This is a genomic window from Pullulanibacillus camelliae (assembly GCF_014642655.1).
GTDB lineage: Bacteria > Bacillota > Bacilli > Bacillales > Sporolactobacillaceae > Pullulanibacillus > Pullulanibacillus camelliae.
Window position 1 is genome coordinate 541845 of record NZ_BMIR01000001.1, and the last position, 16093, is coordinate 557937.

The window sequence follows — 16093 nt, forward strand, 5'->3', positions numbered from 1 at the left end:
TTTCTCACTCCCCGTGATAGATAAGTGCACTTTTACGGTATGAGGCCAATGGGTGCACCGTGTTCACGATCTCTTTGTCCAAGAGCTCAATGGTCGCCTTAACTGTATCAAGGCTTGTATATAAAGGCACTTGGAACCGTAAGGCTAATTCTCTTAAATAAAAACCAAAGGTTTCATAATTCCTTCCGTGGGTTGGAATATTTATCACTGCCGCCATCTTGCCCTCTGACATTAATCGTTCAATTTCGCCAGTCTCTCTTGTTGTTATTTCAACCCTAACACCATGGTTTTTATAGTACTCTGCAGTCGTCGGTGTCGCCGCAATCGTATAGCCTTGAGCCTGAAGCTTCTTGATGGCCTCTAAGCTCGCCATCTGTTCACGCGCTGTCACTGAGCAAAAAATAATTGGCTGCTCTTTTGTATACTTAAGTGGGTTTGGCGCATCCATGAACAGAGCTTTTGCCAACGCTTCATCAAGGCTATTTCCTAGTCCTAGACGTTCCCCAGTCGATTTCATTTCCGGTCCGAGCACAGGATCCACATTTTTCAATTTTTCGGTTGAAAAGATCGGCGCCTTGACAGCGAAGAAATCAATCGGCTTGGCTAATCCAGTTGGTAGATTTAAGCTTGCCAATGTTTCTCCTAATTGAATGGCCACCGCTGCTTCAACCATCGGCATGCCAGTAACCTTACTTACAATGGGCACTGTTCGAGATGAACGCGGATTAACCTCTAAAACAAAGACTGTTTTGGTTAGATCATCGACCACAAATTGAATATTCATGATCCCCTTAAAGTTCAGCGCCTTACAAATACTAAGCGTATAAGAAGCTAGGGCTTCAGCAATGGCTTCAGAGAGTGAAACTGCCGGGAAAATCGCTGTACTATCCCCAGAGTGAACACCTGCTTTTTCAATATGTTCAAAGATACCCGGGATAAAGACATCTTGCCCGTCGCTAACCGCATCTACCTCGCATTCGATACCCGAGACATAGCGGTCAACCAACAATGCTCCTTGGCCTGAAAACGGCTGGTACTGCTTGATATAGTGATCGAGCTCAGTTTCTTTATAAAAGATAAACATGGATTGACCACCGATAACATAGGAGGGACGAACCAAGATCGGATAACCTAACTGCTTAACAGCTCCGCGCAGCTCCACTTCATTTACAACCGTTGTTCCCTCAATATGAGGAATGTTTAATGTGCCCAGCAAATCATAAAAGCTTTGCCGATCCTCAAGTTGATCAATGCCCTCCGTCGTTGTTCCCAGAATTGGTACGCCTGCTTTTTCTAAGGCCTCCGCTAAATTAATCGCTGTTTGCCCGCCAAATTGCAGAAGAACCCCCTGGACCTTTTCCTTATCAATGACATTTAAGATATCTTCAATGGCCAATGGCTCAAAATACAGGCGATCGGCAATGGAATAGTCAGTACTTACTGTTTCAGGGTTATTATTGATGACGATCGCTTCATAACCTTTTTTCTTAACCGCTAGCGCTGCCTGTACTGAGCAATAATCGAACTCAATCCCTTGGCCGATGCGGATCGGGCCTGAACCGATCACCATGATTTTCTTTTTATCCTCAACCTCCGCCTCATCTTCTCCGGCCCAAGTCGAATAATAGTAAGGTGTTTGCGCTTCGAATTCTGCTGCACAAGTATCCACTAATTTATACCCTGGCTTCAATCCGGCCTTTTTCCATTTCTGGCGCACTTCCGAGATAGCCACTTGAAAGAGTTCAGCGAGTCGCTGGTCACTGATATTAATATATTTCGCCATCTTTAACAGCTCATCCGGGAGCTCAGCAAACGCATAAGCTGTTAATTGCTCTTCCACATCTAAAATCGCCTTTATTTTTTCTAAAAACCAAGGATCGATTTGAGTGAGTGCTTGGATGGCCTCAATGGTCATTCCTCTAAGCATGAGCTCCGCTATGGCAAATAGCCGAAGATCTGTGGCTTGAGTAAGCTGCTCAGTCAATTGTTCCTGATCAAGCGTCTTAAATGGTGGATAATGAAGACTGGAAAGTCCCATTTCCAAAGACCGCAAGCCTTTATTTAACGCTCCTTCAAAGGTCCGGTCAATAGCCATGACCTCACCGGTTGCCTTCATTTGTGTCCCCAGCTCATGATTCGCTTCAGTAAACTTATCGAAAGGAAAGCGTGGCAGCTTCACAACAGCGTAATCTAGAGCGGGTTCGAAGGAAGCATAGGTTGTTCCTGTAATTGGATTTAGAATCTCATCCAGATGATAGCCGATGGCACATTTGGCCGCGATCCGAGCAATCGGATAGCCGGTTGCCTTAGAGGCGAGAGCTGAAGAACGGCTCACCCTCGGGTTGACCTCAATAATGATGTATTCATTTGAATGCGGGTTGAGGGCAAATTGGATATTACAGCCTCCCACAACGCTTAAAGCTCTAATAATTTTTAATGAAGCACTACGAAGCAATTGATATTGAACATCTGTTAGTGTCTGAGAAGGGGCAACCACAATGGAATCCCCGGTGTGAACACCCACAGGATCAAGATTCTCCATATTACAGACGATCACGCAGGTGTCATTATGATCCCGCATCACTTCGTATTCAATTTCCTTCCAGCCTTTTATGCTTTTCTCAATAAGGACTTGGTGGATGGGGCTTAAGCTGAGCCCTCTTGTTAGCACTGTTTTCAATTCATCAAAATTATTAGCGAACCCTCCGCCTGAACCACCTAAGGTATAAGCGGGCCGAATGATAACGGGAAAACCAATCGCCTTGACAAATTGCTCCCCTTCTTCATACGTGTGAATGATTTGCGATTCCGAAATCGGTTCATTATTATCAATCATCAGCTGACGGAACAACTCGCGATCCTCACCTTTTTTGATAGAGGCGACAGAAGTTCCTAGCAATTCCACATCATATTTTTCAAGGATGCCCTTTTCATAGAGCTCAACAGCAAGATTCAAACCAGTCTGACCACCTAAGGTCCCGATCACGCCATCCGGGTGCTCCTTTTGAAGGATCTTTTCAATTGTTTCTGTTGTTAATGGTTCAATATAAACCTTGTCAGCAATCTGTTCATCCGTCATGATAGTCGCTGGATTATTATTAATTAATATTACTTCAATATTTTCTTCTTTTAAGGCTAGGCAAGCTTGGGTCCCTGCATAGTCAAATTCTGCTGCTTGACCAATGACGATCGGTCCAGACCCAATGACCAAAACCTTTTTGATATCAGTACGTAGTGGCATAGGACGTCTCACCTGTTTGTCTAATAGTGTGTAAAAATTGTGTGAAAATGTGATACGTATCCGTTGGCCCTGGATGGGCTTCAGGGTGGAATTGCACCGTCACAATGGGTAGATTTTTATGTTTTAATCCCTCAACGGATTGGTCGTTTACATTGCGGTAGCTAACAGTAAAGTGTTCCGAGTCAATACATTCATCTGTGACAACATAGCTATGATTTTGAGCAGTCATCCATACCTTTCCTGTCTCTATTTCCTTAACTGGATGGTTGCCCCCTCTGTGCCCAAAAAGCAGTTTATCGGTTTTGGCGCCGTAAGCAAGAGCAATCAGCTGATGTCCTAGGCAAATCCCCAAGGAAGGAAAGGCTTCTGTTATTTTTTTAATCTCTGGTAGTAAAGGCTTTAGGGCAATAGGATCTCCAGGTCCATTACTAAAAACCACGCCATTCGGGTTAAGCGCCACAATATCATCGTATGAGGTTGTATACGGAACGACCGAAACCGTACATCCCTCATCTAAAAGGGCATTTAAAATTGATTTCTTATGCCCGTAGTCCATCAAAACAACATGAGGACCAACACCTTTATAATGCTGAATCGCTGGCGTGGAGACCTCCTTAACTAATGACAAAGGCGTTGAAGCACTTTTGCTCCATGTCGCATAGATATCAGGGGTGGTGGTGATCACACCCTTCATCGTGCCATCTTGGCGAATTTTTTTTACGACGGCTCGAGTATCGACACCTGCTAAACACGGAATCCCCGCCTTTTCTAGGTTTTCAGCAAATGTCTTTACGGACAAATAGTGGCTCGGTGTCATACAGAGATCACTGATAATCACGCCTGCCATATGCAGCCCTGCACTTTCATCATCAAAATCATTGATGCCATAGTTTCCGATGATTGGATAGCAGAAGGTCATGATTTGTCCTGCATAAGAAGGGTCTGTCAAAATTTCCTGGTAGCCGGTCATACTTGTATTAAAAACAACTTCGCCAGTAGTTGAATGAGTTTTACCTAACAGAATGCCTTCGAAGACATCCCCTGTTTCCAATAACAGATAGCCCTTTTCCATATCGAGGCCTCCTATTTCTATAAGCTTTGAAGCACTTTGGCGAATGCTTGCACAAAGGCATCAATTTCTATGGATGTTGTGTTTAACGGCGGTAATATCCGGATCACTTGCGGGCCTGCTGTTAAAATCAAGAGGTGCTGCTCTTCCCTCGCCTTATTAACAATATCGATTGCAGGTTGAGCGGTCACCACACCTACCAGTAACCCCTTGCCTTTAATTTCTAAAATGTGCTCTGGATAGGTTTCTTTAAGTTTCTCTAAAACGTTTTTTAAATAAGTCCCCATCTCTTTCGCATGCGGGATAAGATCAGCCTCCACAATGGCTTCTAGTGTTGCGACACCAGCAGTGGTGGCCAAGGGGTTACCGCCAAATGTACTGCCATGACTTCCAGGTGTAAAGCCTTTTGCTGCTTCTTCCTTAGCAAGCATTGCACCGATCGGAAATCCAGAGCCTAGTCCTTTTGCCAATGTCATGACATCAGGCTCAATACCATACTGTTCATAAGCAAATAGCGTGCCAGTCCGGCCTACTCCTGTTTGAATCTCGTCAACCATCAGGAAGATACCCTCCGCATGGCATTTCTTTTCTAATGCCTTTACCCATTCTGGATCAGCAGGATTCACGCCGCCTTCCCCTTGAACCAGTTCTAGAAGCACAGCACAGGTTTGTTTGCCTGACAGTTGATCGAGTGCCGTAAAATCGTTATAAGGCAGATAATGAAATCCTTTTAAAAGAGGATCAAATCCATCATGGATTTTTTCCTGCCCTGTCGCCGACAAGGTTGCCATTGTCCGTCCATGGAAAGAGTGTTGGAAGGTCACAATGTTAAAGGCTTCCGTCTTCTTCACCTTATTCGCGTAACGCCTAGCTAGCTTGATTGCCGCCTCATTGGCCTCCGCACCACTGTTACAAAAGAAGGCTTTATCAAAGCAACTCAGTTCTATCAGCTTCTGGGCTAGCTGCTCTTGCGAAGGAATGTGGTAAAGATTCGAGCAATGCCATAACGTTTCAACCTGATCATGTAGTTTGTCTTTGACACCTTCTGGGACATGACCAAGATTACAAGTGGCGATGCCAGAAGTAAAGTCAAGATATTGCGTCCCTGCAGCATCCCAAACGTAACTGCCCTTCCCTTTCACTATTTCTATTGGAAACCGACCGTAAGTGGACATCAGCGCTGAATGTTCTAATAAGGATGACTTAGACATGAGTAGCCGCCTCCTTCAAAGTGATTTTCGTGCCGACAGGATGACCTTGAATATAATCAAGGAGTTGTTCTGATTCTAGTCCGTTAAGAATGACCGTGGCTTTGACACCATTTTTCAATCCTTCTAATGCTGCCTGCACCTTTGGCACCATCCCGCCTGTAATAACCTCTAACTCAATCAAGTCTTCAATTTGCTTTAAGGTCGCTTGCTTTAAAATTTCTTTCTTTCCGGATTTCCCCTCAACCTCGATACCGGAAATATCACTGACAAAACAAAGATGGCCATTTAGTGCCTCTGCAATGGCAGCCGCTGCGGTATCTCCATTGATGTTATAACGCTGTCCTGCTCGATCCATCGCAACAGGTGAAATGACGGGAATATACCCTCGTTTGGTATAAAGCTCAAGATTCTCCGTTTCGACATGAACGATCTTACCAACATATCCCCATTTCATCTCAGGATCATGAGGTGCGGCTTCAAGGAGACCCCCATCAACACCGCTCATGCCTACGGCTTTTCCTCCAGCCAAGGTCAGCTCCCGTACGATTTGTTTGTTGACCGATCCACTCAAGACCATCTCAACAACATCCAAAACCTCTTCCGTAGTCACTCTTAACCCTTGATTGAAATGCGTTGGAATAGCCAGTTTATCCAGCAATGTCGAGATAAGTGGACCACCGCCATGCACAATAATTGGTTGCCAATTCCCGCTATTCAGTATTTTGATGATATTTTTATAAAAGGAAGGGGTGAGTTGTTGAAAAGCACTCCCACCACATTTAATGACTAGATAATTCAATGGTCATCCTCCTCATGTTCTGTAAGATGCATTGATCTTGACATAATCATAGGTAAGGTCACAGCCCCAAGCGATCGCTTCAGCATTACCGTCAGCCAAATCAACGAACAGCTCAACTTTTTCCTGAGCCAAATAATTTTTGGCTGCCTCTTCATCAAAGACAAGCGGCAGGCCTTGCTTAACAACAGGTATGGGCCCTATCGCAACATTGATTTTTGCAGGATCTAGCGGCTGGTCACTATACCCCACTGCACAGATGATTCTGCCCCAGTTAGGATCCGTGCCAAACACAGCGGTTTTAACAAGGCTTGAACCGACAACTGCTTTACTTATTGCCTTGGCTGCCTGTTCATTAGCCGCACCAGTGACATGAACCTCAATCAGCTTCGTTGCCCCTTCGCCATCCCGCGCAATCTTTTTGGCCAGTGTTTCTGCAACAAACATGTAGGCTGCAATAAATTCCGACCATTGGGGATGTGTTTTCGTTAACTTATCATTACCTGCTAAGCCATTTGCTAAGGTTAATACCATGTCGTTGGTACTCGTATCCCCGTCTACCGTAATCATATTAAAGGTTTGATCTGTCGTCTCTCTGAGCGCTTGAAGCAAATCCTGTTGATCGATATGAGCATCTGTTGTGATAAAGCTAAGCATCGTTGCCATATTCGGATGAATCATCCCCGATCCTTTCGCAGCTCCACCAATCGTTACGATGTTCCCATCTATCTCAAGCTCCACAGCCACTTGCTTAATACATGTATCCGTGGTGAGTATCGCTTTTTCAAAAGCTTTCGACTGACTGTCCCCCAATGTGATTTGAGAAATGCCCTTTTTAATCTTATCCATAGGGAGCTGGTCACCAATAACGCCTGTAGAAACAACCGCAACAAGATGATCTGGGAGCGCTAGGTGATTGGCAAATACGTGTCTCATTTCATAAGCATTATCCAAGCCTTGTTGCCCTGTACAGGCATTTGCTACTGCTGAATTCACAATGATGGACTGTAACTTATTCTCTACAGCAATGCTTTCTTGTGTGACTTTCAATGGTGCCGCTTGAAAGATATTTGTTGTATAGACCCCTACTGCATCAGCAGGTACCTCTGAGAAAACCCAACCTAAATCCAAATTTTTATATTTTAATCCAGCATGAAGACCACCTGATAAAAAACCCTTTGCAGAAGCCACGCTGCCATTTTCTATAATTTTAAATTGCTGTTGACTTATCGTCGTCTCATTAAACACTTCAATCTCTCTCCTTTATGGATAAATCGGGGTTTGTGCTAATCCTGTGGTCTCATCCCAGCCACAAATGATGTTCATATTTTGAATGGCCTGCCCCGCCGCGCCTTTAACAAGATTATCAATAACGGATACAATCGTTAATCGCGGCACACGTTCATCGGCAAAAATGCCGATATCACAATAGTTAGAGCCAGATACCTCTTTTGTTGCTGGCCAAATGCCTTCATTTCGTACTCTCACAAAGCTATCAGATTGATAAAATTCTTTGTAATCTTCAATTATTTGTTGTGTTGACCTAGCTTCTTTCAGCCCTGCATAGATCGTACACATAATCCCTCGGGTCATGGGCATTAAATGCGTTGAAAAGGTGACGTGAGTTTCGCTTCCTGCTATCACTTCTATGCCTTGCTCAATTTCTGGAATATGTTGATGAGCACCAAGCTTGTAGGCTTTTACACTCTCATTTATTTCACTGTACATATTGCCCTGTTTGGCGGATCGTCCTGCTCCCGATACCCCTGACTTTCCATCAATAATAATAGAGTGTAAGTCAATCAACCCCATTTGAACGGCAGGTAAGACTCCTAAAAGTGTTGCCGTAGGATAGCATCCAGGGTTGGCAATGAGCTGAGCTGATTTTATCGCATCCCTATTGATTTCACTTAAGCCATAGACACCCTTTTCTAAGTCAGTCTCCCGAGCAACGAATGGCCGTTTATACCACTGCTCGTAAGCCTTGGGCTGCCTCAAGCGAAAATCCCCTGAAAGATCAATGCACGTGATGCCTTTATCAAGTAATTGTGGAGCCAAGCCTTGACTGACACCCGCTGGTGTTGCAAAAAAAACCAGCTCCGCTCGCTCAGCAATTTCCTCAGCCCCCGCCTTTTCTAACTCAAGCTCACATATCCCTGTCAGGTGGGGATAAATAGCATTGATCGCTGTCCCACTCGTTGAATGGGAAACAAGCATTTCAATCTCTATATGGGGGTGCTGTGATAATAATCGTATAAGTTCCACACCACTATAGCCATTGGCACCAACGATTGCGATTTTCATGCGCTCTCCTCCTAAACCCGTTCTGTCTCTCCATGGTTTCTTGTCCCAATATAATTAGAAATCTTGGCTATCACCAAGCCATAGGTGGCGAAAGTCAAAGCCCGCCTTATACTATCTTCCTTTGAGATCAGCGAAGTTATAAATTCTGATAGTATAAAAAAAACACCCGTCTCTATCTTGTCGATTATAGAGACGAGTGTTGACTGTTCGTCACCCGCGGTACCACTCCAATTGTTCTTATCAAAAGAACCAGCTTTAAAGTTGGTTACGGAACCACCCGTTTGACGCTAATGACCAAAGGTCCTTTCACGCCAACATCTCCAAAGTGCGTTTCACCCCATCCAATGCGCCAGGCTTACACCCTCCCCAGCTCGCTGTGTCATCTTTTGGGACTACTCTCTTTATCATCGATTTTCATCTATACACTTTTCAATTTAAATCAAAAAACGCCCGCCTCTTTAATTACTAAAGAGACGAGCGTTGACTAGTTATCACCCGCGGTACCACTCCATTTATTCCTAAAATAGGAACCACTTAAAAGCACGTTAACGGAGGCTACCCGATCGACTCTAATTGAAGGATTCCTCTTTCAAGCCGACATCTCAAGAAGTGCGCTTCATTACATGTTCTGTACCAGGCTTTCACCTTCCCTGGCTCGCTTCAACTTCTCATGTAATTACTCTCTTCGTCATTGACTTTCGTTATTGTTAACTTATTATACTGCATACAAAACGGATGTCAACAGCTGAATAATTGTTTTTATTTTTAGTAAATTATAATGGCTGTTAATTTTTCTTACCATCCTTCTGAAGCTCTTGACGAATGGCCAGACTATCTGTATCGCTAAATATCTCGGTTCCGTGTCCTCCCATGTTCTTAGCAATGAAGGCCTTAGCTTCATTATAAGAAAGGCCGGACTGAGCATTCTGTTCCTTCACTTGATTAATATCTGTTCCGGCTATTGTTTTCCCACTGTGCCCCTTTGATTGGTCCACGATACACACCTCCATACCCATAAGATGTGAAGAGTGTCCAAAGGTTATTCGTAAAGCTTGGATAAATTGACTTCCTTTTACACAATGTAATATTGCATCTCACTTCATTTGCTTTTAAAATTTCAGCACATTACAATTAAACGTGGATAAAAGAATAAAAGGCTTTTATCTAAAAAAGGATGGAATACAACTTGAGCCAAGAAAATCAAAAACAAATGGCTAGCTTTATTGGCAAATTGTTTAGAGATCACTTTGGAAAGGGGCCAGAATCTGTTTATGTTTCTCAACACCATCATTTTCTGACCATTTATTTGCAGAATTTTATTTCACCGACAGAAAAAGTGCTTTTGTCCCAAGGACAAACGACAACGATTGAACATACACGGGACATTCTTATGAAGAGCCTTATTCCCGAGACCAAGGCATATATTAAATATTTGACAGGTACTGAATACACCCATTTTTATTACGATTGGTCTCTTGATAATAAAACTGGCTTAATCGCTGCCAGTCCTTTAGATCTGGATCTGACGGAGGGGCGTTCAGAGGATTATGAAGGTAAGGAGGCTCTCGAGAAGGAAATAGACGCAATGAGCCATGTTGTTCAAAAATCACCGGAAAGCATCTACTCATTCTTTCTTAATCCGAGAACATTAGTCGTCATCCGGCGAGGCATTTTAATCCGGATTGAAAAAGAATTAATCAGACAGGGGCACCAAGAGATTTTAGCACTTACAAAGCGCAAGTTGGAGAAGGAATACCTCCATAACAATCCTAGATTTTCATCCATATTAAAGGCACAAATCATGGACATTTTTGTTGACTGGAACTTTCTTTACGATTACAGTGTCATAATTTTTATTTTAAAAACGCATTAAATATAAAGTATAAGGTGGAAATGAGCTGAATGACAAAGTCAGACATGAGCCAAAGTAAAAGATTATTTTACTTTGGCTTTTTTTATACTATCAGAATTTATAATTTCGCTGACGCTCATGAAGGAAGATAGTATAAGTGTAACTTTGGCTTTCGCCTTCTAAGGCTTGCGGGCAACCTAAGTGTGTGATGTGCGAAAATCACATCAGGAGTACCAGCGAAGTGGTGCAAGCCAAGTTTTCTAATGCTATCAGAGTATATGAACCATCCTGACACCATAAAAACTTGCGGGCGCTCTGAATATGTGATTAAAAAATCCTAAAGATAAACGCCTAATTTAACCAAATTTTTCTAAATCAAAACCAATATAAGGGGAAATCTCCATGGAAGATAAGCATGCTCTTTCAACACATCAACTCAAGGATCTCAATGAATCCAAAAAACTGACACTTGCAGGACAATTAGCGGCAGGTATTGCCCATGAAATTAAAAACCCTTTGACAGCCATAAAAGGCTTTCTCCATCTTATTAAAGCTGACTATCACGGCAACGATATGTACATCAACGTTATTACAGAGGAGATCAATCGTATTGAATCCATTATTACAGAGCTTCTGATTCTTGCAAAGCCCACTGAAGCCAAGCTAACCCAATGCTCAATCACTCAAATCCTAGATCAAGTCATCACACTGCTCAATACTGTCGCACACTTAAAAGGTACTGAAATTCAAGCCAACTATGCCCCAAATCTGCCGCTGCTATTTTGTGATGAGAATAAAATCAAACAAGTTTTTATTAATTTATTGAATAACGCCCTTGAAGCCATGAACAACGGGGGTATCATTAACGTCGTGGTCACGAGTGAAAACGAGCACCTAATCATACAAATCATCGATCAAGGCACCGGCATGTCCAAAGAGCAGCTTGATAAGGTTGGTCAACCCTTTTACACCACAAAAGAGAATGGAACGGGTTTGGGATTAATGATATGCCGCCAAATTATTGAAAACCATCAAGGAAGAATAACTTTTAGCAGCAGCAGCTCAGGAACCACCGTGACAATTGACCTCCCCGCTCAATCCCAGGGTTTAGATCATGAATGAGGATACATCTAAACCCTAAAGGTCCCTTATCATCATATAGCCATCAAATTACCTTTTACTTCGTTCAATTTCTTCGACTTTGATAGATAACTCCGTCCAGCGTTCTACGGCTTCCTCTAGTTTTACTTCAATTTCCTTCTGTTCATTAAAAAGCTCTTGAACACGCCCTAGGTCACTGCCCGCTGCTTGAATATCACCCTCAAGGCGCTCTTGTTCAGCTTCTAACTCAGCGATGCGTTCTTCGATCCCCTCCCACTCCTTCTGCTCTTTATATGTGAGCTTTAATCGAGGGGACTGCCGCCTCTGGGACCCCTGAAACTGCGGTGAGTCCTGCTTATGCTTAGACGGACTAGGTGTGCTTTTCTCAGAAGCAAGATAGTCTGAATAATTCCCTTCAAAGCGCTGAATATTACCCTCTCCTTCAAAAACTAGGAGGTGATCAATCACACGATCTAAAAAGTAACGATCATGGGAGACCGTAATAACCACACCTGAGAAGTGGTCTAAATAATCTTCAAGAATACTTAAGGTTGTCGTATCCAAGTCGTTGGTAGGTTCATCGAGCAGTAAAACATTTGGTTCTTCCATCAGCACCTTGAGCAAATACAATCGACGCTGTTCACCACCTGAGAGACGTCGCACAAACGTCCGTTGGGCGGGGCGGGGGAATAAAAAACGCTCAAGCATTTGTTCAGCTGAGATCCACTGACCATCTGCTGTATGAATCATCTCTGCCTTCTCTTTAATATAATCAATCACACGCAAAGAACCATCAATGTCTATATCACTCTGCCTATAGTATCCTAGCTTGACGGTTTGGCCCGTCTTAATCTCCCCTGAATCAGGTGCCATTAATCCTGCCATCATATTAAGCAGCGTTGATTTTCCTGTCCCATTCGGACCAATAATACCTAAGCGCTCACCTGGTACTACCAAATAGCTAAATGACTTAATCAATGTTTTATGATCATAGGATTTTGTAATATCCTCGATTTCTAACACTTGATTCCCTAATCGGCTGGCTCCTACTTGAAAGCTTATTGAGCCTGTTGGCATGACATTATCCTGTTCCTGCAGTTGATGCACTCGATCAATTCTCGCCTTCTGTTTTGTCGAGCGCGCTTTCGCACCACGGCGCAACCAAGCGAGCTCGGACCTTAGCAGGTTTTGCCGTTTTCTCTCATCTTGGATGGTCAGCGCTTCCCTCTCTGCCTTCTTCTCTAAAAAAACCTCATAATTGCCCTCATACGCATAGAGTTTGCCGTGATCCAGCTCATAAATTTTCTTAACCACTCGGTTAAGAAAGTAGCGATCATGAGTGACTAACACTAACGCGCCGGGATATTGGGACAAATATGTCTCAAGCCACTCAATGGTCTTATTATCCAAATGGTTAGTCGGCTCATCTAAAATTAAAAGATCGGCTGGCTGAATTAATGCCTTAGCCATTGCAACTCGTTTTCTTTGTCCGCCAGAGAGCTCGTTGACGGGCTTTTGATACGCCTTGATCCCTAACCGATTAAGAATCGTTTTGGCCAGTGTACTCGCTTCCCAAGCATCAAGCGCATCCATTTGCTGCTGAATCTGAAAAAAGCGCTGCCTAACCGCTTCATCTTCAGGCTGATTTTCTAGCTCAGCGACCAGGCGTTCGTAAGCTCTCATTGTTCTCATTAACTGAGAATCGCCGTAATAGATTTGTTCCAGCACCGTGAGATTCTCATGAAACTCAGGATTTTGGGGAAGATATTCAATGTGAAATTGCTTAGCGTGTGTCAGCGTACCTGTTTCTGGCTGCTCAACCTCAGCTAATATTTTCAATAACGATGATTTTCCCGTACCATTAACCCCGATTAATCCGACTCTCTCCTTCTCCTCAATGGTTAAGGAAATGTGATCAAAAAGCGTCTTCTCACCAAAAGTTTTATAAAGATCTTCAGCTATAAGCAAGCTCATATTGCATCATTCCTGATTCATAATTTTTTAACATCATCTTAAAACGCATTCGAATTCTATAATTATCATGCTCCCTGCTTCAGGGAACGAAGTTTTCTGTACATTTGATTGCTAACTTCCGAAAGGATAAGTCCCACAGCAATGGCCCCTGATAGTAAAAAGACCTTGGCAGAGAGCTGCACTGCCGAGCTGTAATCATTCTGAACAAAGTGGCGCATTGCATCATAGGCCATCCCCCCAGGAACAAGCGGAATAATGCCAGCCACACTGAAAATAATCATTGGCATTTTATACATGCGAGCGAAGCTTTGACCGATCACTGCAATAAAAAAAGCAGCTAACAAATTGGCTAACACCACATTAACATTGAAGGCAACGAGTAAAATATACATCAGCCATCCCATCATGCCAACCAAGCCGCATTTAACCAAGGCATTCTTGGGACAATTAAAAATAATGCCAAACGCAGCGGAAGCAATAAAACTTGTTATACATTGTTGCAGCACATGCACGAAGATCCACCTCCCAAATCCTTTACAAGGCAAATGCAAAAGCAATACCCATGCCGATGGCAAAAGCAGTCAAAAAGGCCTCTGCCCCTTTTGATAACCCTGAAACCAGATGGCCAGCCATGAGATCGCGTATCGCATTTGTAATCAATAGCCCCGGGACAAGAGGCATGACGGAGCCAATAATGATCTTATCCATCTCATGACCCAGCCCAAAATGCGTTAATCCAACGGCCAGTACCCCAATGATCAGAGAAGCCAAGAATTCAGCGAAAAACTTGAGCTGAATCAGCCGATGAAAATAGACAAGTCCAGCAAAGCCTAATCCGCCAGCTACACAAGCGGGTAAAAAGTCAAACCATCCACCCTTAAACATAATAAGAAAACAGCCACTGGCAATTGAAGCGGAAAGGATCCTCTGCCAAATCGAATAAGTAAGTTCAGCCTTTTCTATAGCTTTTAACTGTAGATAGGCTTCCTTTAATGACAGTTCGCCACTGCTAATTTTCCGCGACACATGGTTAACATCGGCGACCTTTTGTAAATCGGTTGACCGTTCTGAAACGCGAATAAGCTTTGTAGGATCTGTTCCATCAATGGAAAAGATGATTCCTGTAGGCATGACGAAGCATTGCGACGCCCGATCATCAAAGGCGGCTGCAATCCGTGTCATGGTATCTTCAACACGGTAGGTTTCTGCCCCACTTTTCAACATAATATCGCCTGCTAAGAGACAAACATCAATAATTTCATTAATGCGTTGCGATTGTTCCTTCACTTGCATTCTCTCCATACACTTTCAAATAGTTAAACACGCTGCAGCATCAGAATGCATCGCGCTTCTTATTATCCTAAAGTATAAAAATAACAGGGTGCTTCAGCCGCTATTAGAAGAAGTTCCCTGTCCGCTTTTTTTCAGTATAGCTGACTCCTAGCTTGTGAAGCAATAGAAATTGAAATCCAAACGCTTCCAGCAGAAAAAAGGCGAGCAATCCCATGTTTCAGATAAAAGATTATTTTTATTTGTAAGTCAGCTTCCCATCAACTTTCTTCTTGATTTTTTTTAAAACGGGATTATAATAATCTCATTGTTATCACGCAAATTTGGGCTTTCTACCCAAGTGTCACGAACTCAGGGGGTCCCCCTATAAACCTTTCATCATGTTTTTTATCATTTAAAGTACAGCCTCTATAAAGAGGTTCATAGGAGAAATGATACATGAAGTCCATTACCTTTAATCCTTTGCGCACGTTGGCTATCCCGAATACACATTACATTAAACCAGAGCTCATGTTTCGCCATCGTGAAGACATCGCCGCTGCCGATTGGATTTTATTCCCAGACTATTGGCAAGTCAATAGTCTAGTGTATGGATTAAAAAAGCAAATATTCCCTAGTGTTGCTTCTTATCATCTCGGACACAATAAAATTGAGATGACGCGTGCTTTCCAATTGTTATTTCCAGATTACTTTCCATATACTGAAATTCTAGCCAATACACCCACAAATACCACAATGATTCTTGAGACCTTCCCCTTTCCATTTATAGCTAAGGAAATTAAAAATTCTATGGGAAAAGGTGTATTCATTATTAACAATGAACAAGATTTAATCAACTACGCGAATGCCAATGACGTCCTCTATGTTCAAGAATATCTCCCTATCGACCGTGATATCCGTCTTACACTGGTTGGGGAGAAGGTGATTGGTGCTTATTGGCGTATCGGCAGAGAGGACTCTCATTTAAATAATGTTTCGCAAGGAGGGCAAATAGCATTTGACCCTGTCCCACGCGATATTATTGATCTTGTAGAGACAGTGGCGCAAACGTTGAACATTAATCACGCTGGCTTTGATGTCGCCATTTATAATGGGCATCCTTATTTTTTTGAATTCAACACGCTATTCGGCAATGTTGGTCTTCAGAAAATGAATCTTTCCATCGAAGAGCATATCTATCAGTATTTAGTTGCGCACCATACACCGACAAAACCCCCTTTTTTGCCAGACTTTAATAAAAAGAAGACCTCTTGAA

The 16093-nt window shown here is 43.0% G+C and carries 13 protein-coding genes and 2 other annotated features; of the genes, 3 read left to right on the forward strand and 10 right to left on the reverse strand.

Annotation, left to right across the window (positions count from 1 at the left end; all coding sequences use genetic code 11):
• Window positions 1–4: 4 nt before the first annotated feature.
• From carB to IEW82_RS02365, 7 genes are all read right to left on the reverse strand, one after another.
• On the reverse strand, window positions 5–3241 hold the full coding sequence (gene carB, locus IEW82_RS02335) for a carbamoyl-phosphate synthase (glutamine-hydrolyzing) large subunit (protein ID WP_188688460.1): 3237 nt from the start codon (window positions 3239–3241) through the stop codon (window positions 5–7).
• Window positions 3225–4313 (reverse strand): carbamoyl phosphate synthase small subunit, encoded by a 1089-nt coding sequence (locus tag IEW82_RS02340; RefSeq protein ID WP_188688464.1) that lies wholly within the window; start codon window positions 4311–4313, stop codon window positions 3225–3227. Before IEW82_RS02340 ends, carB begins: the two co-directional genes overlap by 17 nt.
• 17 nt (window positions 4314–4330) lie before the next feature.
• Complete coding sequence (locus IEW82_RS02345; RefSeq protein WP_188688467.1) at window positions 4331–5521, reverse strand: aspartate aminotransferase family protein; 1191 nt, start codon at window positions 5519–5521, stop codon at window positions 4331–4333.
• Window positions 5514–6320, reverse strand: a complete 807-nt coding sequence (gene argB, locus IEW82_RS02350) for an acetylglutamate kinase (RefSeq protein ID WP_188688470.1) — start codon at window positions 6318–6320, stop codon at window positions 5514–5516. Before argB ends, IEW82_RS02345 begins: the two co-directional genes overlap by 8 nt.
• A gap of 12 nt (window positions 6321–6332) precedes the next feature.
• Window positions 6333–7565, reverse strand: coding sequence for a bifunctional ornithine acetyltransferase/N-acetylglutamate synthase (gene argJ / locus IEW82_RS02355; RefSeq protein WP_229672197.1), 1233 nt, complete (start codon window positions 7563–7565; stop codon window positions 6333–6335).
• 15 nt (window positions 7566–7580) lie between these two features.
• Window positions 7581–8621: an N-acetyl-gamma-glutamyl-phosphate reductase gene (argC, locus tag IEW82_RS02360; RefSeq protein WP_188688474.1), complete on the reverse strand. Its 1041-nt coding sequence runs from the start codon at window positions 8619–8621 to the stop codon at window positions 7581–7583.
• Window positions 8622–8806: 185 nt separating this feature from the next.
• Window positions 8807–9038, reverse strand: a binding site (T-box leader).
• A 49-nt stretch (window positions 9039–9087) separates the two neighbouring features.
• Window positions 9088–9322, reverse strand: a binding site (T-box leader).
• 84 nt (window positions 9323–9406) lie between these two features.
• A complete protein-coding gene (locus IEW82_RS02365; RefSeq protein ID WP_229672198.1) occupies window positions 9407–9616 on the reverse strand; it encodes a gamma-type small acid-soluble spore protein in 210 nt (69 codons plus the stop codon).
• 191 nt (window positions 9617–9807) lie between these two features.
• On the opposite strand from IEW82_RS02365, the gene IEW82_RS02370 reads away from it, so the two are divergent.
• Together IEW82_RS02370 and IEW82_RS02375 are read left to right on the forward strand one after the other, a co-directional pair.
• A complete protein-coding gene (locus IEW82_RS02370) occupies window positions 9808–10494 on the forward strand; it encodes a Na-translocating system protein MpsC family protein (protein WP_229672200.1) in 687 nt (228 codons plus the stop codon).
• A 381-nt stretch (window positions 10495–10875) separates the two neighbouring features.
• Entirely contained in the window at window positions 10876–11595 is a 720-nt protein-coding gene (locus IEW82_RS02375) for an ATP-binding protein (RefSeq protein ID WP_188688484.1), read from the forward strand.
• Between the two features lie 48 nt (window positions 11596–11643).
• On the opposite strand, the gene IEW82_RS02380 is transcribed toward IEW82_RS02375, so the two are convergent.
• The 3 genes from IEW82_RS02380 to IEW82_RS02390 form a co-directional block, all read right to left on the reverse strand.
• The gene (locus IEW82_RS02380; protein ID WP_188688487.1) at window positions 11644–13548 is read right to left on the reverse strand and encodes an ABC-F family ATP-binding cassette domain-containing protein; all 1905 of its coding nucleotides are present in this window, start codon (window positions 13546–13548) and stop codon (window positions 11644–11646) included.
• A 65-nt stretch (window positions 13549–13613) separates the two neighbouring features.
• Entirely contained in the window at window positions 13614–14054 is a 441-nt protein-coding gene (locus IEW82_RS02385) for a threonine/serine exporter family protein (RefSeq protein ID WP_188688943.1), read from the reverse strand.
• Window positions 14055–14082: 28 nt separating this feature from the next.
• Window positions 14083–14841, reverse strand: a complete 759-nt coding sequence (locus IEW82_RS02390) for a threonine/serine exporter family protein (protein WP_188688490.1) — start codon at window positions 14839–14841, stop codon at window positions 14083–14085.
• A 435-nt stretch (window positions 14842–15276) separates the two neighbouring features.
• On the opposite strand from IEW82_RS02390, the gene IEW82_RS02395 reads away from it, so the two are divergent.
• On the forward strand, window positions 15277–16092 hold the full coding sequence (locus IEW82_RS02395) for an ATP-grasp domain-containing protein (RefSeq protein ID WP_188688493.1): 816 nt from the start codon (window positions 15277–15279) through the stop codon (window positions 16090–16092).
• Window position 16093 lies beyond the last annotated feature (1 nt).

Bases quoted from the DNA above. Each gene is read 5' to 3' on its own strand.
- IEW82_RS02345 (WP_188688467.1), bottom strand. From the start codon at position 5,521: ATGTCTAAGTCATCCTTATTAGAACATTCAGCGCTGATGTCCACTTAC.
- carB (WP_188688460.1), bottom strand. From the start codon at position 3,241: ATGCCACTACGTACTGATATCAAAAAGGTTTTGGTCATTGGGTCTGGA.
- IEW82_RS02380 (WP_188688487.1), bottom strand. From the start codon at position 13,548: ATGAGCTTGCTTATAGCTGAAGATCTTTATAAAACTTTTGGTGAGAAG.
- IEW82_RS02375 (WP_188688484.1), top strand. From the start codon at position 10,876: ATGGAAGATAAGCATGCTCTTTCAACACATCAACTCAAGGATCTCAAT.
- IEW82_RS02340 (WP_188688464.1), bottom strand. From the start codon at position 4,313: ATGGAAAAGGGCTATCTGTTATTGGAAACAGGGGATGTCTTCGAAGGC.
- argC (WP_188688474.1), bottom strand. From the start codon at position 8,621: ATGAAAATCGCAATCGTTGGTGCCAATGGCTATAGTGGTGTGGAACTT.
- IEW82_RS02395 (WP_188688493.1), top strand. From the start codon at position 15,277: ATGAAGTCCATTACCTTTAATCCTTTGCGCACGTTGGCTATCCCGAAT.
- IEW82_RS02390 (WP_188688490.1), bottom strand. From the start codon at position 14,841: ATGCAAGTGAAGGAACAATCGCAACGCATTAATGAAATTATTGATGTT.